At 70.9% G+C, this 21,104-nt stretch carries 22 protein-coding genes; 8 read left to right on the forward strand and 14 right to left on the reverse strand.

Annotation, left to right across the window (positions count from 1 at the left end; genetic code table 11):
- Positions 1 to 6: 6 nt before the first annotated feature.
- Both C469_RS11550 and C469_RS11555 read right to left on the reverse strand, forming a co-directional pair.
- On the reverse strand, positions 7 to 1,491 hold the full coding sequence (locus C469_RS11550; RefSeq protein WP_008006789.1) for a sodium:solute symporter family protein: 1,485 nt from the start codon (positions 1,489 to 1,491) through the stop codon (positions 7 to 9).
- Entirely contained in the window at positions 1,488 to 1,742 is a 255-nt protein-coding gene (locus C469_RS11555) for a DUF3311 domain-containing protein (RefSeq protein WP_008006792.1), read from the reverse strand. Before C469_RS11555 ends, C469_RS11550 begins: the two co-directional genes overlap by 4 nt.
- A 176-nt stretch (positions 1,743 to 1,918) precedes the next feature.
- Here C469_RS11555 and dnaG point away from each other — a divergent pair, with 176 nt between their 5' ends.
- On the forward strand, positions 1,919 to 3,469 hold the full coding sequence (dnaG, locus tag C469_RS11560; RefSeq protein ID WP_008006793.1) for a DNA primase DnaG: 1,551 nt from the start codon (positions 1,919 to 1,921) through the stop codon (positions 3,467 to 3,469).
- Positions 3,470 to 4,367: 898 nt separating this feature from the next.
- Here the strand turns inward: dnaG and C469_RS11565 are convergent.
- Positions 4,368 to 5,348, reverse strand: coding sequence for an A24 family peptidase (locus C469_RS11565; protein ID WP_008006794.1), 981 nt, complete (start codon positions 5,346 to 5,348; stop codon positions 4,368 to 4,370).
- 137 nt (positions 5,349 to 5,485) lie between these two features.
- Between C469_RS11565 and C469_RS11570 the strand changes: the two genes are divergently transcribed.
- Entirely contained in the window at positions 5,486 to 6,007 is a 522-nt protein-coding gene (locus tag C469_RS11570) for an HPP family protein (protein ID WP_008006795.1), read from the forward strand.
- A gap of 37 nt (positions 6,008 to 6,044) precedes the next feature.
- Here C469_RS11570 and C469_RS11575 read toward each other — a convergent pair whose 3' ends face one another.
- The 4 genes from C469_RS11575 to gatD are packed head-to-tail and all read right to left on the reverse strand — an operon-like array spanning position 6,045 to position 9,934.
- Positions 6,045 to 7,322 carry a DUF6498-containing protein gene (locus C469_RS11575; protein WP_008006796.1) on the reverse strand — a complete coding sequence of 426 codons (1,278 nt, stop codon included), beginning with the start codon at positions 7,320 to 7,322 and terminating at the stop codon, positions 6,045 to 6,047.
- Positions 7,323 to 7,368: 46 nt separating this feature from the next.
- Positions 7,369 to 7,581, reverse strand: coding sequence for a hypothetical protein (locus C469_RS11580; RefSeq protein ID WP_008006797.1), 213 nt, complete (start codon positions 7,579 to 7,581; stop codon positions 7,369 to 7,371).
- On the reverse strand, positions 7,578 to 8,639 hold the full coding sequence (locus C469_RS11585) for a GNAT family N-acetyltransferase (RefSeq protein WP_008006798.1): 1,062 nt from the start codon (positions 8,637 to 8,639) through the stop codon (positions 7,578 to 7,580). The genes C469_RS11580 and C469_RS11585 overlap by 4 nt, the downstream gene beginning before the upstream one ends.
- Positions 8,636 to 9,934, reverse strand: coding sequence for a Glu-tRNA(Gln) amidotransferase subunit GatD (gatD, locus tag C469_RS11590; protein WP_008006799.1), 1,299 nt, complete (start codon positions 9,932 to 9,934; stop codon positions 8,636 to 8,638). The genes C469_RS11585 and gatD overlap by 4 nt, the downstream gene beginning before the upstream one ends.
- A 129-nt stretch (positions 9,935 to 10,063) precedes the next feature.
- On the opposite strand from gatD, the gene deoC reads away from it, so the two are divergent.
- Positions 10,064 to 10,717: a deoxyribose-phosphate aldolase gene (deoC, locus tag C469_RS11595; protein ID WP_008006801.1), complete on the forward strand. Its 654-nt coding sequence runs from the start codon at positions 10,064 to 10,066 to the stop codon at positions 10,715 to 10,717.
- A gap of 124 nt (positions 10,718 to 10,841) precedes the next feature.
- Entirely contained in the window at positions 10,842 to 11,072 is a 231-nt protein-coding gene (locus C469_RS11600) for a hypothetical protein (protein WP_049911330.1), read from the forward strand.
- Between the two features lie 141 nt (positions 11,073 to 11,213).
- On the opposite strand, the gene C469_RS11605 is transcribed toward C469_RS11600, so the two are convergent.
- Together C469_RS11605 and C469_RS11610 are read right to left on the reverse strand one after the other, a co-directional pair.
- Positions 11,214 to 11,618 (reverse strand): helix-turn-helix domain-containing protein, encoded by a 405-nt coding sequence (locus tag C469_RS11605; protein WP_008006805.1) that lies wholly within the window; start codon positions 11,616 to 11,618, stop codon positions 11,214 to 11,216.
- Positions 11,619 to 11,850: 232 nt separating this feature from the next.
- The gene (locus C469_RS11610) at positions 11,851 to 12,735 is read right to left on the reverse strand and encodes a universal stress protein (protein WP_008006807.1); all 885 of its coding nucleotides are present in this window, start codon (positions 12,733 to 12,735) and stop codon (positions 11,851 to 11,853) included.
- Between the two features lie 175 nt (positions 12,736 to 12,910).
- On the opposite strand from C469_RS11610, the gene C469_RS17245 reads away from it, so the two are divergent.
- On the forward strand, positions 12,911 to 13,078 hold the full coding sequence (locus C469_RS17245) for a hypothetical protein (RefSeq protein ID WP_008006809.1): 168 nt from the start codon (positions 12,911 to 12,913) through the stop codon (positions 13,076 to 13,078).
- A 54-nt stretch (positions 13,079 to 13,132) separates the two neighbouring features.
- Here C469_RS17245 and C469_RS11615 read toward each other — a convergent pair whose 3' ends face one another.
- Genes C469_RS11615 through C469_RS11625 form a run of 3 tightly spaced genes read right to left on the reverse strand, consistent with a single transcriptional unit; the run spans position 13,133 to position 15,773 of the window.
- Entirely contained in the window at positions 13,133 to 13,945 is an 813-nt protein-coding gene (locus C469_RS11615; protein ID WP_008006811.1) for an ABC transporter ATP-binding protein, read from the reverse strand.
- A complete protein-coding gene (locus tag C469_RS11620) occupies positions 13,933 to 14,736 on the reverse strand; it encodes an ABC transporter permease (protein WP_008006813.1) in 804 nt (267 codons plus the stop codon). The genes C469_RS11615 and C469_RS11620 overlap by 13 nt, the downstream gene beginning before the upstream one ends.
- Positions 14,736 to 15,773, reverse strand: coding sequence for an ABC transporter substrate-binding protein (locus C469_RS11625; protein WP_008006815.1), 1,038 nt, complete (start codon positions 15,771 to 15,773; stop codon positions 14,736 to 14,738). The genes C469_RS11620 and C469_RS11625 overlap by 1 nt, the downstream gene beginning before the upstream one ends.
- 249 nt (positions 15,774 to 16,022) lie before the next feature.
- Between C469_RS11625 and C469_RS11630 the strand changes: the two genes are divergently transcribed.
- Positions 16,023 to 16,934 (forward strand): 1,4-dihydroxy-2-naphthoyl-CoA synthase, encoded by a 912-nt coding sequence (locus tag C469_RS11630; protein WP_008006818.1) that lies wholly within the window; start codon positions 16,023 to 16,025, stop codon positions 16,932 to 16,934.
- 41 nt (positions 16,935 to 16,975) lie between these two features.
- On the opposite strand, the gene thiL is transcribed toward C469_RS11630, so the two are convergent.
- Positions 16,976 to 17,875 (reverse strand): thiamine-phosphate kinase, encoded by a 900-nt coding sequence (gene thiL, locus C469_RS11635; RefSeq protein ID WP_261797449.1) that lies wholly within the window; start codon positions 17,873 to 17,875, stop codon positions 16,976 to 16,978.
- Positions 17,876 to 18,146: 271 nt separating this feature from the next.
- On the opposite strand from thiL, the gene C469_RS11640 reads away from it, so the two are divergent.
- Both C469_RS11640 and aceA read left to right on the forward strand, forming a co-directional pair.
- A complete protein-coding gene (locus C469_RS11640; protein WP_008006822.1) occupies positions 18,147 to 18,476 on the forward strand; it encodes a hypothetical protein in 330 nt (109 codons plus the stop codon).
- Positions 18,477 to 18,591: 115 nt separating this feature from the next.
- Positions 18,592 to 19,635 (forward strand): isocitrate lyase, encoded by a 1,044-nt coding sequence (gene aceA / locus C469_RS11645; RefSeq protein WP_008006824.1) that lies wholly within the window; start codon positions 18,592 to 18,594, stop codon positions 19,633 to 19,635.
- 84 nt (positions 19,636 to 19,719) lie between these two features.
- Here aceA and C469_RS11650 read toward each other — a convergent pair whose 3' ends face one another.
- Positions 19,720 to 21,015, reverse strand: coding sequence for a CaiB/BaiF CoA transferase family protein (locus C469_RS11650; protein WP_008006825.1), 1,296 nt, complete (start codon positions 21,013 to 21,015; stop codon positions 19,720 to 19,722).
- Between the last annotated feature and the right edge of the window lie 89 nt (positions 21,016 to 21,104).

Raw genomic sequence — 21,104 nt, forward strand, 5'->3', positions numbered from 1 at the left:
TTCGCCTCAGTCGCCGGCGACCGCGAACCGCGAGGCGTCGCCGTCGGCGGTCGGCGCGGTGACGAGCGAGACGCCGACGGTGAGGAGCGCCGACAGGACCATCAGCCCGAGCGCCACGTCCCAGCCGCCGGCGACGGTGCGGGGCAGCGTCGGCACGGCGCCGACGACCGCCGACAACACCACGGAGAGGTACGCGACCTGCGGCACGAGCACGCCGGCGATCATCCCGGTCCGCGTCGTCCGGTCCCAGTAGAGGGCGCAGAGCACGGGGAGCGCGAGCAGCGCGAACCCGGAGAAGGCGGTGTCGCCGACCTCGATCAGCGTCCCGGGCCGGAAGAGGCTCGCGACGAACGCGGCCAGCGCGAAGACGGCGACGCCGAGCCGGGCGATCCACGCCTCGCGGCGCTCGGAGGCCTCGGCGTTGATCACGGGTCGGTACACGTCGCGGGTGAAGTACGACGAGCCGGAGAGCAGCATCGAGTCCGAGGAGGACATCATCGCGGCCATCGCGCCCGCGATCACGAGCGCCGCGAACCACGCCGGCGTGTACTCGTTCAACACGACGGGGAGCACGTTCGCGCCCTCCGGGACCTCGATCGGCATCCCGGCCGCCCACGCGCCCAGCATGAAGGCGGGGACGAAGAGGAGGAGGACGAGGACCGGCCACAGCACGAACGACCGCTTCAGCGTCTCGCCCGACTTCGCGACGAAGAAGCGCTGGTTGATCTGCGGGAACATCGTCACGCCGAACGCGATGGTGATCGCGGTGGAGACGATGAACCCGGGCGTGTAGCTGCCGCCGCCGAAGCCCCCGAACTCGGGTCGGGCGTCGAGCATGGCGCCGGTGGCCGCGCCGACGCCGCCGACCGCCGAGACCACCCACGCGGCGGCGATCCAGACGACGGAGAGCATGAACAGCCCCTGTACCGTGTCGGTCCACGCCACCCCGCGCATCCCCGCGAGGACGACGTAGAGGATCATGAAGGCGGTGACCAGCGCCGCGCCGCCCCAGTAAGGGACGACGCCGTCGGTGAGCCCGACCAGCGCCTCGCCGGCGCCCATCTGCTGGAGCATGACGTACGGGAACAGCCAGAGGAGGCTCACGCCGGCGACGAGCGCGCGGAGCCCGGTGGAGCCGAACCGGTCGCCGAGCATCTCCCCGAGCGTGACGTACCCGTGTCGGTCGCCGATCAGCCACTGCTTGTAGCCGATGACGTACCACAGCACCGCGAACAGCACGCCGTCGAGCGTCCCCATGACGATCAGCCACTCCGGGCCGGCGGCGAACGCGAGGTTCGGGCCGCCGAAGAAGGTGAACGCCGAGAGCAGGGTGGCGAACGTGGTGAAAAGCAGCACGACCGTCCCGATCGAGCGGTTCGCGAGGTAGTAGTCCTCGGCGGTGGCCTCGGAGACGCGGTAGGCGACGAGCCCCACCGCGAGCGCGAACAGGAGGTAGCCGACGACGACGCCGAGCGACAGCCCGAGCGTCACGGCCGATCACCCCCGAGCGCCGACCCGGGGCCGGACTCCCGGCCGCGACCCATCCCTCGCTCCCACGCGCCGCTCCGGACGAACAGCGAGAACAGGGCGGTACACAGTCCGAGCCACGCCACGTGCCACCAGATCCACACCGGCAGCCCGGCGACGACTCGATCGACTCCCCAGAGCGGCCACGGCACCGCGAAGGCGACGAGGACCGCGAACGTCGGTATCCACACGAGATCTCTCCGCGATCGACTCATGTGAAACAGTCTTAGAATCCACCGATTAAATATTGTTGGTCTACTTCAGTATTTAGTATCGAAGAGAATTTCTCTTCGAACGTCGACGACGCAGGCGCGTGCGATAAGTATTTTCGCCGACGGACACAACGATGCACGGGCGGCCGGCTCCGCCCGATCATCACCATTCACCCATCATGAAAGACACCGAAAAATACCTCATCCACGCCACCATCGCGGCCGACGGCGTCGTCGAGCGGAGCGACGTCGTCGGCGCGGTGTTCGGCCAGACCGAGGGGCTCCTCGGCGACGAACTGGACCTGCGGGACCTCCAAGAGTCCTCGCGGGTCGGTCGGATCGACGTCGCCGTCGAGTCCGAGAACGGCCAGTCGTTCGGCGAGGTCACGGTCGCGTCGAGCCTCGACAAGGTCGAGACCGCGATCCTCGCCGCCGCGCTGGAGACGATCGACCGCATCGGCCCCTGCCACGCCTCGGTGGAGGTGACGAGCATCGAGGACGTGCGGGCGGCGAAGCGCCGCGAGGTCGTCGAGCGCGCCAAGGAGCTGATCGCCGGCGGCTTCGAGGAGACCAGCCTCAGGAGCGACGACATCCTCGACGAGGTCCGCGAGGCCGCCCGCGTCGAGGGGATCGTCGACTACGAGGGGCTCCCGGCCGGGCCCCGCGTCGGCGACTCCGACGCCGTCATCGTCGTCGAGGGGCGCGCGGACGTACTGACGCTGCTCGAGTGCGGGATCAAGAACGCGGTCGCCGTCGAGGGGACGAACGTCCCCGACGCGGTCGCGGACCTCACCGCCGACCGCACCGTCACCGCGTTCCTCGACGGCGACCGCGGCGGCGAGCTGATCCTCCGCGAGCTCGCGCAGGTCGGCGACGTGGACTACGTCGCGTTCGCCCCGCCCGGCGAGTCGGTCGAGGACCTCGACCGGAACGCCGTCTTCGAGGCGCTCCGCGGGAAGGTGCCGTACAGCAGCCTCGCCGACGAGCCGAACCTCCGCGAGGCGGCCGCGGGCGACTCGGGGGACGCTCCTCTCAACGGCGACGGCACCGGCCTCCCCGGCGGAGCGTCCGATCCGTCCGATAGCGACGGCGAGAGCGACACCGAAACGGAACCCGAGCGAGCGGGCTCCGCCGGCGACGACGACGGCGCCGGCGTCGTCGCCGGCGGAGCCCGGGGCGCGACGGAGGGCGGACTCGTGGAAGCGGTCGAGAACGCGCCGGCGCCCGCGGCGATCGACGCCGAGGAGACCGACGAGGACGCGATCGAGGACGGCGACGCGGCTGGCGACGATACCGCCGAGGGCGAGGTTGACGAGGGCAACTCCGACCCCGACAACTCCGACAATTCCGACTCCGACCTCGATGCGGCCGAGGCCGAGACCGCGGAGGAAGGAGGAGACGACTCCGACGCGCCGCTCGACGACGAGCCGCGCTCGATCGAAGAGCACGTGCAGGAGGTCGTCGACGCCGGCAGCGACCGCGCCCGGCTCCTCGGCGACGACCGCGGCGTCCTCGCGGAGGTCGACGCGGCCGACGCCTTCGACGCGCTCGAGAGCGCCGAGACCGCCCCCCACACGGTCGTCGTCGACGGGCTGATCGACCAGCGCCTGCTCGACGTCGCCGCCCAACGCGGGGTCAGCGAGCTGCTCGGCCGCGAGGTCGGCCAGTTCGTCAAACGGCCCGTGGGGACGCGGGTGCTCACCGTCGGCGACCTCCGCGCCGGGAGCTGAGCCGACGCGAAGCCTCTCGGGCGGAACCGAATTCCGTCTCACCTCGCGTTGGGGAACTCCCGTTTATCACACAGATCACGGTATGAGGCAGCCGTTCGCTGAAGAGTGCTTCTTGATCGGTTGCGGGAGTAGGTGAATCAGACGGATCGCTGTGAAACGCTATTTAAATGGCCGTGAGCGGTAGCGACGTTTGTTTATAAAAGATAGGCGGTGGCGCGTGCCTGCGAGCGGGCCGTAGGCCCGCGAGTAGCACGCGCGAGGTCGCCNGCCGTGAGCGGTAGCGACGTTTGTTTATAAAAGATAGGCGGTGGCGCGTGCCTGCGAGCGGGCCGTAGGCCCGCGAGTAGCACGCGCGAGGTCGCCGGCGCTACGCGCCGGCTGCCAGAGGGACCTTCGGTCCCTCGCTGGAGTCGGTGGTCCGGAGCGAAGCGGAGGACCACCGACGAGGCTGAGGGAGGCGTGAGGCTGCGATGCTGTGCGGGGTGGGACTCAAAGGGGCAGTCGCGAGGACGAAGCACGGCGACGCAAGCACCACAGGAACGAGTGAAGCGAGTGACGAGGAGCGCAGCGAGCCGCGCGAGTCCTCGCGACTGGGGCTTTGGAGGTGTTCACCGTAGAATCACTAATCACTTATAAATAGACGACAGCAACACCGCGATTCAATTTATAAACAACCGCTCAGCCGATCTGATTCACCTACTCCCGTAATCGCTCACCGCNTGTTCACTGTAGAATCACTAATCACTTATAAATAGACGACAGCAACACCGCGATTCAATTTATAAACAACCGCTCAGCCGATCTGATTCACCTACTCCCGTAATCGCTCACCGCTACCTCTGTACTGACCGAAGCCAGATCGAGAACCGCCGCTCGTCGGGGATTTTGACGGGGAGATTTAAACCAACCCGACCGCGCCCAGCACCGCGAACAGCGCGTCGCCGAAGGTCAACGAGACGATCAGCCCGATCGCCATCGGCACGACGAACGGCATCCCCGGCGACACCAACACGCGGTCCGCCCGGGCGACGAGCGCCAGCCCGCCGCGGAGCGTCTCGGCGTCGGTGCCGTACGCGCCGTGGTCGATCTCGTCGAGGAAGCGCTCGGCGGCCCAGGGGTCGGCCGCGACCGGTTCGCCCTCGGCTCCGGTCGCGGTCCCCCCGTCGGTCCGCGGGCCGACGTGCGTCCCGCCGTCGGTCGGGTCGTGCGTCTCGCCGACGGTGTCGGGGTCGCGGAGGCGGTCCGGGTCCCCGCGAAGGTCCGCGAGCGTCGCCCCCCGCCAGCGCAGGTACATCCGGAGCGCGTCCAGATCGAGGCCGTTCCGGGTCGTCCCCGCGTCGTCCTCGAACAGGCGCCCGTGGCGGTCCGGCAGCGAGTCGGTCGCCACCGGCCGCGCGAAGAACATCGTCGCCGAGTACTCCCCGCGGCGGAGGTTGCTCAGGGCGAGCCCGAGGGGGTACGCGAGCGCGAGCAGGACCGTGTTCGTGAGCACCGTCAGCGAGAACACGCCGAGCTGGGTGTCGACGAGCGGGAGGGTCAGCCCGGCGACGGCGTACTCCGGGAACGTCGGAAAGAGGATCGCGATCGCGATCAGCGCCTTCGCGTCGGCCCCGCCGAACGCGCCGAGGTACCAGAACGCGTAGCCCAGCGGCGCGACGAACAGCAGGCTGAGCGCGGCCCGCACGGCGAACCGCGTCCCTTCGAACCCCGCGAGCGGCCATATCGCCGCGAGCTCCCAGACCAACAGCAGCGCCCCGAACGCGTACAGCGGCGGCCAAAGGCGGTTCGGGAGGCGTCGGGTCCGAACGTCCCGCAGGGCCGCCCACGCGAAGACGGGGACGACGAACAGGCGGAGGGCGTCCGGCAGCGTCGCGAACATGTCATCACGGGCGGCGCGGGCGCAATTAGGCGTTCGGGTTCGCGTATCGCGATCGATAGCGCGGGGGACGCGGTCGCGGCCAACGAGGGAGAGCCGAACCGCCGGCGCTTTGTGGGCCAGTCTCCGACCGCCCGGTAATGCGTCGCCGCCTCGGAACCAGCCTGTACGCCGGGCTCCTCTTCACCGTCCTCGGCGCGATCGCGTGGGGGACCGGCCAGCCGTTCGTCTTCCCGAGCCTCGGGCCGTCGGCGTTCCTGCTCGCGTTCGACCGCCGGAGCGAGCGCGGGCGGGCCGCCCGGATCGTCGGGAGCCACCTCATCGGCGGCGTCGCCGGGCTCGCGGCGTGGTGGCTGATCGCGGCCGGCGCGACGCTCACCGCGACCCCGCCCGCGTTCTCCCCTGCGGGGTTCCGGCTCGCGGCGAGCGCGACCGCCTCGCTCGTGGCGACGAGCTGGGCGATGATCGCGACCGACGCGGTCCACGCGCCCGCCTGCGCGACGACGCTCATCGTGTCGCTCGGCCTCCTCTCTACCCCGACCGAGGTGGCGATCATCGTCGCGAGCGTGAGCGTGCTCGTCGGGTTTCACGCCGGCGTCATCCGGGTGTTCAAGCGGATCGTCGGCGACGCACACCCACTCTATCGAGCCGAGAAGAGCTGACCGTCTGATCGTCGCGCGCAGTCGGCCGACCGCTCGGTCAGCCGTCCGGCCGTTCCGCCCGGCGGTCGAAGACGTCGAGGACCGGATCGGGGTCGGCCAGCCCCGGAATTCGGTACTCCTCGTCGCGGAGTTCGATCACGACCGTCTCGGTGCCGAGCCGCCGGTCGAGCCATCCCCGCCTCACCCGCAGGTCGGTCTCGTCCCACGGCTCGACGCGCCAGAGGGCCGCCTCGGACAGCCGGTCGTAGGCGACGAGCGCGTCGTCGCCGGCGCGGTACTCCACGGTTCCGTACCGCAGCCAGTGGTCGATCCCGAGGAGCAGCGCGGGGAGCGCGACGCCAGCCGCGAGCAGGAGCGAGGCGACCGACCACAGCCGACCGGTCGCGAACAGGAGCCCCCCGAGCAGACACAGAAGGCCGATGTACCCGACGCCCGGGTGTTGCGGGGCGCTCGCGAGCCCGCCGAGCAGCCGGCTGCGGAGGGTCGGGCGCACCCGGCACCGCGCGTCCGGGAGCGGGTCCTCGACCGGGTCGTCGGCGGGCGGGTCGTACGCCCACCCGATCTCCAGCGCCGACGACTCGTCGAAGGCCGCGAGTCGGTCGCGGTACAGCCCGGCGAGGTCGAAGGCGGCCTTGACGCCGACGACCCCGACGAGCAGCGGGAGGCCGACCGCGCCGGGATCGACCGCCGACAGCTCGGCGTCGGTCTCCAGCGTCGCCGCGCCGATCAGCGTGACGGCGAAGATCCCGCCGACCGCCACCGCGCCGGCCCTGAAAAAGACGCCCCGAATCGCGGTCTGCGCGCTGTGCTCGCGGTACGTCCCTTTATAAATGTAATCGACGAGCGTCGTCGCGCCCTCGGTCGCGAAGATCACGAGCACCGCGAGCGTCACCGAGTCGAGCGCGTCGGGAGCGAGCCCGCCGTCGACGGCGACGCCGACGGTGACCGTCCCGGCGACGAACCACACGCCCGCGAGGACCGGGACGACGACCGGGAGCACGAGGAGCGTCGAGAGCCGGACCCGGAGGTCGGTTCCCGGGACGGGGAGCGCCGCCCGCCTCGCCGCGAGCGGGCCGACGATCAGCCCGTCGCGCCCGATCTCGGACGGGCGCCCGGCGAACAGCGCGCGGACGACCGCCCAGAAGGACGCGATCCCGAGTTCGAACCAGTAGAGGAACACCAGCGCGCCCGCGTTCCAGCCGAGCGCGACGACGCCGACGAGCGGGAGGAAGTTCGAGACGAGGAACCCGATCGCCCGCGGACGGCGACCCCGAGCGAGGGCTCCCAGTCGGGGAGCGCGGTCGGTGGAGGGCATGCGTTCGAGCGATCCGAGTTCGGAGTTTATAAGCGGTCGGTGCGCGTCACCGCGCCGGTCCCGCGTCGCGGTGGAGGTAGAGGTACGCGAGCACCGGCACGATCGTGAACGCGAGCGTCGAGAGCGCCCAGAGGACCGCGTAGCGGCTCCCGCGCGCCCTCGCGTCGCGGTAGATCCACACCGCGGCGGCGACGACGACGCCGTAGATCACGAGCGTGAGCGGGAGCGACCACGGGAGGGCGACGCCGAAGAGGCTCATGGCGCCCCGGTGAGGTCGGCGGCCATCACGAAGTCCGGTTCGGCCGCGACCGGAACGCGGTTCGCGCCCGTGTCGCTCACGTGCTCGACCGTCTCGGGGATCAGCACGCGTGCCGCGTCGGCGTCGACCGCGTCGGCGTCGGCGGCGATCGCGTCGTACAGCGCGCCGGCCGCCTCGACGCCGCGCCACGCGGCGACGCCGTAGGTCGCGATCCGGGTCGCCTCGCCGTCTTCCTCGCGCTCCGTCACGCGCGTTCTGACCGCGAACCCGGCGAGCGCGTCGGCGTCGGCGACCGCGAGCAGTCGGCCCCCGTCCGCGGCGTCCCGGAGTCGCTCGCGGGTGAGTTCGGAGCAGGCCCACGACTCGTCGGGGTCGAGCGCGAGCCCGCGCAGGTGATCGCGGGCGTCGCTGTCGCCCCAGAACGCCCACGTCGCGTTCGGGTCGGGGTCGGCGAGGGCGTCGAAATCGGTCGTATTTAACCCAGACGCGTCCGGCGCCGGCTCCGCGAACCGGAACTCCGTCGCGGGCTCGAAGCCGACCGCGCGCGACTGGCCGAGCCCCATGACGTTCCACGAGAAGACCATGTTGCGGCAGACGGTCGCGCCGCGGTCGCGCGCCCAGTCGAGCGCGGCCGCCGAGAGCGCGGTCCCGACGCCGTGACCCCGGGCCGCGGGGTCGACGCGGATCCCCTGTCCCCACGCCTCCCACTCGGAGAGCAGGACGCCCTGGATGCAGCCGACGACCGCTTCCGGCTCGCCCGGGGCGGCCGCGCCCGCGCCGTCGCCCTCGACGAGGGTGTCGCCCGGATCGCGGCCGTCGCGTTCCGTGACCCCGCCGGTCTCGGCGACCGCGGCCGGCGGCAGCGTCGCCACGAGGGTCCGGCTGTCGGGGTCGTCTGACTCGGCCCACTCGGGGAACACGCGCGGGATGTAGTCGTCGTGACGCTCACCCCACGTGTCCCGCGCGAAGGCGGCGACCGCGTCGGCGTCGGCGGGGCGGGCCTCGCGGACGACGACGCGGTCGGCGGCGGCGGCCCCGTCGGACTCCCGCTCGGTCATCGCCAGGGCTGGGACTCCTCGGTCAGTTCGCCGGCGAGGTCGCGTCCCATCGCCTCGGCGGGGTCGGACAGGTTCGCGAGCGCCCACAGCAGCTTCACCTTCGCGGTGCCGGGGAGGGTGTCGCCCGCCTCGACGACGCCGGCGTCGAGGAGGTCACGGCCGGTGTCGTACACGCGGTCGCAGACGCGGCCGGAGAGACACTGGCTCGTCATCGCGACGACGGTCCCGCTCTCGACCAGCTCCTCGATCCGCGGGATGAGGTCGGTGTGGACGTGACCGAGTCCGGTCCCCTCGATCACGACGCCGTCTTTGCCGTCGAGGTAGTCCCACGCCGCCGGATCCATGCCGGGCGTGAACTTCACCAGCTCCACCTCGGCGTCGAGGTCGGTCGCGGTCGAGAGGCCGTCCCCGCCCGCGCCGTCTCCCCGCGGAAGCGGCTCACGGGCCCATTCGATGGCATCGTCGGCCGCGTCGCCGTCGGCTCCCGCCTCGGCGGCGGCCTCGTAGTCGATGCGGCCGAGGGGCGCGGCGCCGACCGTCTCGAAGGCATCTCGGCGGGACGTGTGGTTCTTCCGGACGCGGGTGCCGCGGTGGAGCGCGCAGGCGTCGTCGGACTGGCTCGCGTGCATGCAGACGAGCGTCTCGGCGTGGTCGGCCTTCGCGGCCTCGACGGCGCACACCGCGTTCATCACGTTGTCGGAGGAGGGCCGGTCCGCGGAGCGCTGGCTCCCGGTGAACACGACCGGCACCGGCGAGTCGAGCATGAAGGAGAGCGCGGACGCGGAGTACTGCATCGTGTCGGTGCCGTGCATCACGACGACGCCGTCGGCGCCGGCCTCGATCTCCTCGCGGACGGCCGCGGCGAGCTCGCGCCAGATCGGCGGCTCCATGTTCTCGGAGAGGATGTTGGCGACGACGCGCCCGCGGTAGTTCGCGCGGCCGGCCAGGTCGGGGACCGCTCGGAGCACGTCCTCCGCGTCGAACTGGGCGGTGACCGCGCCGGTCCGGTAGTCGACGGTGGAGGCGATGGTGCCGCCCGTCGAGATGAGCGAGACCGTCGGCAGGTCGTCGTCGAAGGTGATCTCGGAGGCCTCGCCGCCGCCGGCGTCGGCGCCCTCGTCGACGTCGCGGGCGCCGGATTCGAGCACGTCCACGTCCGCCTCGTCGCGGTCGACGCCGACGTTGTACCCCCCGTCGAGCTTGACGACGAGGTGGTCGCGAGTCGTCGAGGGGAGCAGTACGCCCTCGTTCGTGACGTCCCCGCGGTCGACGCGGACGCGATCTCCCGGTTGCATACCACCCGGTTCCCCTCCGGCGGACTTGAATCCAACCGTTCGGCGGTCCGGGGCGGACCCAGTGGCGGATCGAATTCGGTCCCGAACCGGACCCAGTACGTCTTTTACCTACGCCCCCACCGTGAGCGCATGGACCGCGACGAGTTCGCCGCCAGCATCGATCACACCGTGCTCGGCCCGGAGACGACGTGGGGCGACGTCGAGACCGTGCTCGACGAGGCCGCCGACCACGGGATGAACGCCTGCATTCCGCCCTGTTACCTCCCTGAGGCGGCCGAGCACGGGAACGCGCCGGAGACGGTCGCGACCGTGGTCGGGTTCCCGCACGGCCAGCACGCGCCCGAGGCGAAACGCGACGAGGCGGTCGCCGCGTGGGACGCCGGCGCCGACGAGATCGACCTCGTGATCAACGTCGGTCGGCTGAAGGCGGGCGAGGACGACGCCGTCGCGGCCGAGGTCTCGGACGTGGTCGCCGCGGTGCCGGTCCCGGTGAAGGTGATCATCGAGACCGCGCTCCTGAGCGACGACGAGAAGCGCCGCGCCTGCGAGGCCGCCGTCGACGCCGACGCCGACATGGTGAAGACCTCCACCGGCTTCGCCGACGGCGGCGCCACCGTCCCGGACGTGGAGCTGATGAGCGAGTACCTCCCGGTGAAGGCGTCGGGCGGCGTCGGCTCCTACGACGAGGCGGTGGCCATGCTCGAGGCGGGCGCGGTCCGGATCGGCGCCTCCTCCGGCGTCGCTATCGTCGAGGGCCACCCGGAGAGCGGGACGGGCGAGTAGCGCCCGAGCGACGCCGACCGGGACGAGAACGAGCGTCCCGGGAACGGCGGACCCCGCCGATCGCGTTCTCTCGCCGTGGGAACGCCGTCGTATCCATTTATATACTGAACCCCTATCGGGGGGTATGAGTCATTCGACCGGACCGGAATCGACGGGAGTGGACCTCGACGCGGCGTTCAAAGCGTTCGGCGCGGTGGGCATCCTCATCTCCGTCGCGCTCATCGTCGGCGTGCTCGCGCTGACGGACCCGTTCGGCGAGTACGTCACGACGTCGCCGGCGGTGTTCGGGAGCCTGCTGTCGGCGGGGCTGCTCGTCGCCGTCGGCTACGCGACCTACGCGCTGCGGCGGCGCTGAGGAGATACGCCGGGCGATCGGCGGAAAACGGGAAAACCGAACAGCGAGAAGGAGAGAGAACGGAACAGCGAGAGGCGCGGGCGCAGAGTCGGAACCAGCAGCGGGAGCGGAACCGAAACGGATCGACGACAGAGCGTCCGATCAGCTCGACGCGGTCGCGGACTCGGCCTCCGACCGGTCGTACTTCTCTTCGAACTCCTGGATGAGCTGGCCCATCTTCGCGTACCAGTCGTTGAGCATGCGCTGCATCTCGTCGGTGATCTTCTCGGGATCGGTCGGCGAGTAGACGTGGTAGTAGCCGCCCTGGTCGTAGTTGATCTGCTCTTTGGTGATGAACCCGGTCTGAAGGAGGCGCTGGACCGACCGGTAGGCCGTCGAGCGCTCGCGGTCGACGGCCTCGGCGACCGCGTCGATGGTCATGGGCTCGTCGCTGTCGACGAGCACCCTGAAACACTCGCGGTCGAGCGGCTTGAGCCCGTGGAAACACTCGAGTAGCCCCTCGCATTGCATATCGCTCTGGAGCTGTTCGGACAGGGAATCCGGCATGGTATTACCCGCGGATACGACGCGTATCGGTAAAAGGCTTGTGTGTAGATAATACAATCTTGCGATATCCTGCTAACGGAAACGGGCGACCCACCGGTCGCGGGGCAGGGCGGCGGGGTGGAGATCGGCTACACGGAGCGGCGGCGCGGAGGGCAGCGACGGTGGCGGAGCGGCGGCGGCACGGAGGGCAGCGACGGTGGCGGAGACCGGCCGTCCCGGAACGGACTCGCCCTCAGGCCGTTCGTGGCGGGGGAACGAGGAAGACGTTCCCGGTCGCGCGGGCGACGACCTCCTCGGAGACGCTCCCCAACAGGAGCCGGCGGAGTCGGCTGCGCCCGCGAGAGCCGACGAGCAGGGTGCTCGGGTCGTACTCCGCCTCGGCCGCGAGGATCTCCTCGGCGGGGTCACCGCGGCGCACGTCCGTCCTGGCGTCGAGCCCCCAGTCGCCGAGCCGGTCGGCGAGGTCGGCGAGGCGGTCGGCGGGGTCGGCGTCGCCGCCCGCGTCGTCCTTCGGCGACTCGACGTGGACGAGCGTCACCTCCTCCGTCGCGTGCCGCAGGTACTCGAACGCCCGGAAGGCCCGCTCGGCGTTCTCCGAGAAGTCGGTCGCGAACAGCGTCCGCTTAAACAGGTGCCGTCGGATCGGGTCCGGGTCGTCGACGCCGCGCTCGATGCGGTCGACGAGCAGCGGGACGACGGTCGTGCGGGCGAGGTTGCGCGCGGTCGACCCGATCACGCGGTTCTCGAGCGGGCTCTTCCCGCGGGAACCGACCAGGATCAGGTCGGCCGCGACCGACTCGGCGATCCCGTTGATCCGGCGGTGCGGCGTCCCGCGGACGACGTGGGTCTCGACCCCGAAACCGGCGCTCTCGATCGTCGACCGGTAGGTCCGAAGCGTCTCCTTCCGGCGCTTCTGGAAGTTCATCCCCGGCATCCCCGAGTGGACGTTCGAGGGGACGACCGTCACGAGGTGGACCCGGTCGACGCCGATCCGGCCGAGACAGGAGAGCCCCGTCTCGGACTCGACCATCGTCTCGCTCGCCGCGGACAGGTCGGTCGCGATCACCGCGGACTTCCCCTTCGGAGCCGAGTCGCCGGCCCCCGCGCCTCCGGTCATCGTCGCCCCTCGACGCCGATCGGTCCCCGAGCGGCCCTCTCTCCCCCGTCAGTATTTTTCATACTGCACAATATTCACCCACAAGCGATAAAACTCCCGGTCGGAACGCGGCCGGACAGAGGCGGCCGGACGGAGGCGGCGAGGGATATAACCCGGCGGCGGCCGAACGGCGGCCATGAGCGACGAGCCGATCGAGGCCGCGGTCGAGCGCTTCCTCGACGAGACCGAGTCCTCGCTGGACAGCTACGATCAGGGGTACGCGGACGCAGACGCGACGATATCGGTGATCCGGACGCACATCGACGAGCTGGCCGCCGCGGTCGACGACGCGGAATCGGAGTGAGCGAGGCCGGAGTAGGCGAGGGCGAAGTGAGCGAGGGCGAAGCGGCGTCGGCGCTCAGGGCCCCGCGCCGATCAGCTCCCTGACGCGGGCGACGTGCTCGCCGAAGGCGGGGTCGCCGCGCTCGCGCGGCCGCGGCACGTCGACGTCGACGATCTCGGCGACGCGGCCGGGCTCGGCCGCCATCACGACGATCCGGTCCGCGAGGGTCACCGCCTCGGCCACGTCGTGGGTGACGAACAGGACGGTCTTGCCGGTCGACGCCCACACGTCGAGCAGCTCGCGCTGCAGCATCTCCCGAGTCTGGGCGTCGACCGCGCCGAACGGCTCGTCCATGAGGAGCAGCTCGGGGTCGACCGCGAGCGACCGCGCGATGGCGACGCGCTGTTTCATCCCGCCCGAGAGCGACTTGGGGTACGAGTCGCGGAACTCGGTGAGTCCGACGAGGTCGAGCATCTCGTCGACCCGGCGCTCGCGCTCCCCCTGAGGGCGGTCGCTCCGCTCCAGCCCGAACCCGACGTTCTCCTCGACCGTGAGCCACGGGAACAGGTGGTACTCCTGGAAGACGACGCCCATGTCTGTCGTGGGGGCGGTGACGGGCGCGCCGGCGACCCGGACCGATCCGTCCGTGGCGCCCGTGAGCCCGGCGATGACCCGGAACAGGGTGGTCTTCCCGCAGCCGGACGGGCCGACGACGCAGACGAACTCGCCCGACTCGACCGCGAAGGACACGTCGTCGAGCGCCCGGACCGGGCCCCCGCCGTCGTCGTACGTCTTGCCGACCCCGTCGACGGCGACGCCGGTGTCGGCGCCTCCGTATCTGTCCGCCGACTCGTCTCCCGCCTCGGAGTCGCGGTTCACGCCTGCCATGCTAACACCCGACGTTGGACCGCGCGGAACGCCACGTCGACGACGAGGTACATCAGGCTCAACACGAGGATGTACGCGATGGCCCGGTCGACGCGGAGGTTGTTGCTCGCGCGCAGGATCTCGCGCCCGACGCCCGGCACGGAGAAGATCTCGGCGGCGATCACGAGCATCCAGCACCGGCCGAGCCCGGTGCGGATCCCCGTCGTGATCCCCGGCAGCGACGCCGGGAGGACGACCGACCGGATCATGTCGAGGTCGCCGCGCACGCCCAACGTCCGCCCCACGTCGACCAGGTCCTCGGAGACTCCCTCGACGGCGCCGTAGGTCGCGTAGAAGTTGATCCAGAAGCCGCCCACCGCGATGATGAACGCCGCGCCGGCGTGGTTGAGGCCGAACCACGCGATCGCGAAGCCGATCAGCGCCAGCGGCGGCACGGGGCGGAGCACTCGCACCAGCGGGGCCGTCACGTCGTCGAGCAGGCCGCTCCACGCGAACGCGACGCCCGCCCCCACGCCGAGCCCCGTGCCGGCGATCGTGCCGGGGACCCAGTGCCGGACACTCGACGCCAGCGCCTCGAGCATCGTCCCCGAGACGAGCTGGCCGCGGAACTCCGCCGCGACCGCGACCGGTGACGGCAACACGATCGCCGGCTGCGTGAGCGAGACGAGGTACCAGAGCGCGACGAACCCGATCAGCCCCGCGGTCCCGCGGAACAGCCGCCGCGGGTCGTCGAGGCCGAGGCCGGTCCGCAGCCCGCTCCCGTCGAACTTCCCTCCGGTGTCGGTGGCCATCAGAGCGAGTCGTAGACGTCGAAGTCGAAGATCTGGTCGTTCGTGAGCTGCTCGCCGATCTGCCCGTTATCCGCGGCGAACTCCGAGAACACGGGGGTGGCCTCGTTGATGGACGCGGGGTCGGTGACGAAGTTCGACAGCGGCGAGTCGAGGGCCGTCCGCGCCCGGTCGGCCGGCATCCCGATCCCCGACTCGACGTGCTGGGCCGTTGCGTCCGGGCTCTTACCGATGAACTCGGTGGCGCGAACGTGCTGTTCGAGGAACTGGGTCGCGAGCGGCGAGTCGCGGACCGCGTCGCTCATCAGCGTCACCGCGGCCGGCTGACCGGGGAGGATCTCGGCGGCTGTCCGGAGCATCGTGACGGACGAGCCCTCCTCCTGTGCGATCGTCGGCACGGGTTCCATGATCGAGGTCCCGTCGATGTCGCCGCCGTTGATAGCCTGCCAGACCGAGTTGGCGCCGTTTATCTCCCGGATCTCGACGCTGTCGTTCGCCTCGGGGTCGACGCCGATCTCCCGGAGCCAGTACCGGAGCAGCACGTCTGGGACGCTCCCCTGCGGGAACGTGCCGAACCGGAAGGGGCGCCCCCGCTCGTCCTCCCACATCGCGAACGCGTCTCCGCCGTGCTCCTCGAAGGTGTCGCGGAACGACTCCTTGGCCATGATCCCCATCGGCTCGCGGATGTTCGCCGCGGTCACCTGCGCGGCGATGCCCTTGTCGATCACGATCATCGCCGGCACGATCCCGAACATGGCGATATCGATGTCGCCGCCGGCGAACGCCTGCACGATCGCCGGCCCGTCGGTGAACTCCCGGCCGTCGATCTCGGCGTCGATCTCGGAGAAGTACCCCTCGCCCTCCATCACGTACCACTGGAGGTCGGGGTAGATCGGCATATGCGCGACCGTCAGCTCGTCGAGGCCACCGCCACCGCTGCCGCTGCCACCGCCGAGACAGCCGGCCAGACCGACCGCCGCCGTCCCGCCCGCGGCCGCAAGAAATGACCGCCGCGAGGCTCCCGCGTTTCGCTCGTACATACCGATTACAGGGGCGGAGCGTGCAATACACCCGCGCCACCAGCAACTGGAGCGTATACCGGTGACGACCGATATCGCCCCGAGAGACCGATCCGCGGGGTCCGCGGTCGACTTCCGCGGCGATCCCCCCTCAAGGTCTCGTCCCCGCTAGACGCAATACTTGCGGGCGCGATCGGGGGCGTCGCTCTCGCGATCGGTCCTCGGCGTCGACCCGCCGTCGTTTATGAGGGCGCCCGCCAACACGCGCGTATGGTCTCGGAGATCTTCGACCCCGACGCGTGGGAGCCGGTCACGGACGAGTTCGACGACGTCACCTACCACCGGGGCGTCGACGTGCCGGTCGTCCGGATCGCGTTCGACCGCCCCGAGGTCCGGAACGCGTTCCGGCCCGGCACCGTCGACGAGCTGTACGCCGCGCTCGACCACGCGCGCAAACAGGCCGACGTGGGCTGCGTGCTGCTCACGGGCAACGGCCCCTCTCCTGATGACGGCGGCTGGGCGTTCTGCTCCGGCGGCGACCAGTCGGTGCGCGGCGGCTCCGGCTACGAGTACCGCGACGACGACGAGGCGGGCGACGAGGACGACCCGCTCGTCAGGGAGGCGCGCGCCGGCCGGCTCCACATCTTAGAGGTCCAGCGGCTGATCCGCTTCATGCCGAAGCCCGTGGTCGCGGTCGTCCCCGGCTGGGCGGTCGGCGGCGGCCACTCGCTGCACGTGGTCTGCGACCTCACGCTCGCGAGCGAGGAGCACGCGAAGTTCCTCCAGACCGACCCCGACGTGGCCTCCTTCGACGGCGGGTTCGGCTCCGCCTACCTCGCGAAGCAGATCGGCCAGAAGAAGGCCCGCGAGGTGTTCTTCCGCGGGAAGACCTACTCCGCCGAGGAGGCCGCGGACATGGGGATGGTCAACGAGGCGATCCCGCACGAGGAGCTCGAAACCGTGGCGATCGAGTGGGCCGACGAGATGACGGAGAAGTCGCCGACCGCGATGCGCATGCTGAAGTACGCGTTCAACATGACCGACGACGGGATGGTCGGCCAGCAGGTGTTCGCGGGGGAGGCGACCCGCCTGGCGTACATGACCGACGAGGCGCAGGAGGGCCGCGACGCGTTCCTAGAGAAGCGGGAGCCGCAGTTCCGCGACTACCCGTGGCACTACTGAAGGACCGAGGCTACTGAGCGCGGAGTGCCCACGGCCGACCGCTACCCGTGCGTGTACCCGCGGTCGGGGAGCGGGTCGCCGTCGGCGGTGACCCCTCCCGCGGCGTCGACGACCCGCCCGACGCGGGTCAGCCCGCCCGGACACGCCTCGCGGGCGGGCTCGACCGCCTCGTCGGGGAGCGCGCAGACGAGCTCGAAGTCCTCGCCGAAGTGCGCGGCCAGCTCGAAGCGCTCGGCCTCGTCGCCCTCGGCGACCGCGTCGACGGCGGGATGGACGGGGAGGCGGTCGGGGTCGAGTTCGAACCCGACCTCGCTCGCCTCCGCGAGCTGGTGGAGCGAGCGCGCGAGCCCGTCCGAGGAGTCCATCATCGCGGTCGCCCGGCCCGCGAGCGCGAGCCCGTCGGCGACGCGGGGCGTGAACCGGAAGAGGTCGTTGGCGCGCTCGACCGCCTCGCCGCTGTCCTTTTTAAATAGTCGGAGCGCGGCCGCGGAACGGCCCCACTCGCCGGTGACGCAGAGCGCGTCGCCGGGGCGCGCGCCCGACCGCGTGACGGCGCCCGCGTCGGGCGCGTCCCCGATCGCGGTCGAGGCCGTGGTGAACTCGTCGTGGGTGTCGAGGTCGCCGCCGACGTACTCGGCGTCCACCGCCTCGCAGACGTCGACAGCGCCGGCGACGAACCGATCGAGGTCACCCTCGTCGAAGGCGGCGTCGGCGTACACCGCGACCGCGGCGGTCGCCGCCGCCCCCATCGCCGCCACGTCCGAGAGCGACGCGCCGACCGCGCGCCACCCGGCGGTGTACCGCGTCGTCCCGGGCGGGAAGTCGGTCCGCTCGTGGAGCATGTCGGTCGTGATCACGGTGTCGCCCACGACGGCGGCGTCGTCGCCGGCGTGCGGGAGGTCGACCGCGAGCGCCCGGAGCGCGTCTCGCTCGTTCACGATACGGCGGATCGTGTCGGAGCGATTTATAAGCGATCGATCCGGGAGGCGCGGGGTTACGTCTCGGTCGCCCGCCGATCTTGTTGGTTGTTATCAAGAACCATTTAAAGGAGTAATACACATTAACGAATATTATCATTATCAATCATTATGTTTATTACCAACCTCCCGCACCTACCGAGTGCAATGACAGTATCCGTACGCGGACACGCAGCAGCCCGACCCGCCGATAGCACGATCACTATACGACCGCCGCAACCGCCCACACGACCCGATGACGACACCTGACGACACCACATCCACGGACGACCCGACGAATCAGACGACGACCGACCGACCGACCGATCGGACGCCGACCGATCGACGCGGCACCGATCGAACGCCGACCGATCCTTCTCCCCGGACGATCCCCGGGCGCACGCCGATCACCGAGGAGGCGGGCGCCCCGATCGTTCCGACGACCCGTCCGACGAGCGCGGGGCCGACCCCGACCGACGCCCCGCGACGCCCGAGTCCGCCGCCGACCGACGGCGAGCGGGACGCCCCGCTGGTCCCCGACCTGCGACCGACGCGTCGCCCGCGGACCGCCGGGGGGTCGCGATGAGCGCCGTCCCCATGGCGGGGACCGGGCGCGGACCGCGGCCGGACCCGACGACGTTCACGCGGCGCGCGACCGATCGGACAGAGCGGCCCGACCACGCGACCACGGAGTGACATCAATGCATCCCAACGAACTCGACGACGACGTCTTCACGAGAGATATCGACAACCCGGCCGGCCGGAAGCTCCGCGAGCTGTTCGCGGAGCAGGACTACACGTTCGCGCCCGGGATCTACCACGCGCTCGACGCCCGCCTCGCGGAGATGGCCGGGCTCGACGCGGCCTACATGAGCGGCTACTCGACCGTCCTCGGCCAGTTCGGTTTCCCCGACCTGGAGATGGTCACGATGAGCGAGATGGTCGAGAACGCGAAGCGGATGGTCGAGGCGACGAACCTCCCCGTCGTCGCCGACTGCGACACCGGCTACGGGGGCGTCCACAACGTCCGGCGCGCGGTCCGCGAGTACGAGAAGGCCGGCGTCGCCGCGATCCACATCGAGGACCAGACATCGCCGAAGCGCTGCGGTCACATCGCGGGCAAGCAGATCGTCTCCCGCGAGCAGGCGCGGTCGCGGTTCGAGGCCGCCGTCGACGCCAAGCAGAGCGAGGACACGGTCATCATCGCGCGGACCGACGCGTACGGCTCCGCCAACGGCGACTGGGAGGAGCACCTGGAGCGCGGCCGGATCTACGCCGACGCCGGCGTCGACCTCGTCTGGCCCGAGATGCCCGACCCGTCGCGCGAGGACGCGGTCGAGTACGCCGAGACGATCCACGAGACCCACCCGGACCTGGATCTGGCCTTCAACTACTCCTCCTCGTTCGAGTGGGGCGCCCAGGAGGACCCGCTCACCTTCCAGGAGCTGGGCGACCTGGGTTATCAGTACATCTTCATCACGCTGTACGGGCTCCACTCGGGCGCGCACGCCGTCTACGAGGACCTCTCGAACATCGCCGAGAACGACGAGGAGGCGCAGTTCGACCTCGAAGAGCGGTACATCGGCCACGAGACCGAGAGCCACCACGAGCTCTCCTTCGTCCCGCGGTACCAGGACATCGAGGCCGAGTTCGACCCCGAGGCGCGAAAGCGGCAGGAGGAGTCGGCCGGTTTCACCGACGAGGAGAGCGACCCGATCACGGCCGAGAGCAACGACGACGACTGATCGCGTCGGCCGCCGGCTGATTCCGGCGGTCGACGGCCGGCCGCGTCGCCCGGCGCTCGACCGGCGGACCGCGTCGGCCTTCGGTCAGCGATCCGGAATCGCGCCCCGTTTTTTCAGCTCGGCGATGTCGCCGTCGCCGTAGCCGTACTCGCCGAGGACCGCCTCCGTGTGCTCGCCGAGCGACGGCGGGTGCCGGCGGACCGTCGTCGGCGTCCGCGAGAAGTGCATCGGCGAGCCCGGTACCCGCATCGGTCCGGCGGTCGGGTGGTCGAACTCGGCGACCATGTCCCGCGCGGCCAGCTGCGGGTCGTCGAACACCTCCGCCATGTCGCGGACGGCGCTCGCGGGGACGCCGCCCTCCTCGAGCCGGTCGAGCGCGTCCTCGGTCGCGAGCTCCGCGAAGGCGGCGTCGAGCGCGGGGTCGAGCGCGTCGCGGTTCCGCACGCGCTTCTCGTTGGTCTCGAACCGCTCGTCGGCCAGCAGGTCGGGGCGGTCAAGCGCCTCGCAGAGCCGGGGCCAAAACGGGTCGGAGGCGCAGGCGACGACGACGTAGCCGTCGCGCGTCTCGAACGCCTGATACGGAGCGATGTTCGGGTGTTTGCTCCCCATCCGCCCCGGCGGCTCGCCGCTCGCGAAGTAGTTCGCCGCCATGTAGCTGGTCCACGCGGCCTGCCCGTCGAGCAGGCTCACGTCGATCTTCTGGCCCGTGCCGTCGCCGAGTTCGCGCTCCAAGAGCGCCGCGAGGACCGCCTGCGTCGCGTACATCCCGGCGCCGACGTCGGCGAGCGCGACGCCGATCCGGACCGGCGCGCCGCCCTCGACGCCCGTGATCGACATGAAGCCGCCGCGCGCCTGCATCATGATGTCGTAGGCCGGCTTGTCGCGGTCGGGCCCCCACTCGCCGTACCCGGAGATACCGCAGTAGATCAGCTCGGGGTTCTCCTCCGCGAGGTCCGGGTAATCGAGGTTCCACTCGGCCATCTTCCCGACCCGAAAGTTCTCGACGAGCACGTCGGCCTCGCAGGCGAGGTCGCGGAACACCGCCCGCCCGGCCTCGCTCGCGAGGTTCAGCTCGACGGAGCGCTTGTTGCGGTTGACGCTCGCGTAGTAGGCGCTCTGGGCGCCGTCGTTCTCTCCCGTGCCGTCGTTCCTGTCCGCTCCGTCGCCCACGTCGCCGGCGTCGCCCTCGCCGAACGCGGGCGGGCGCCACGTCCGCGTCTGGTCGCCCTCGCCCGGGCGCTCGACCTTGATCACCTCGGCGCCGAGGTCGCCGAGCTGCATGGTGCAGAAGGGCCCCACCAGCACCCGCGAGGCGTCGAGCACGGTGAGCCCGTCGAGCGGTCCCGTCTCGCCGGCGGGGTCGCGCGCCTCACCGACCACGCGGGATCACCCTCGAGCTCCGTCGCCGTGTCGCGTCCATGTCCCCAGACTCGCACGGGCGGGTTATGAGCCTCCCGGCGAGGCCGGGC

It is taken from the genome of Halorubrum lipolyticum DSM 21995 (genome assembly GCF_000337375.1).
GTDB classification, from domain to species: Archaea; Halobacteriota; Halobacteria; order Halobacteriales; family Haloferacaceae; genus Halorubrum; species Halorubrum lipolyticum.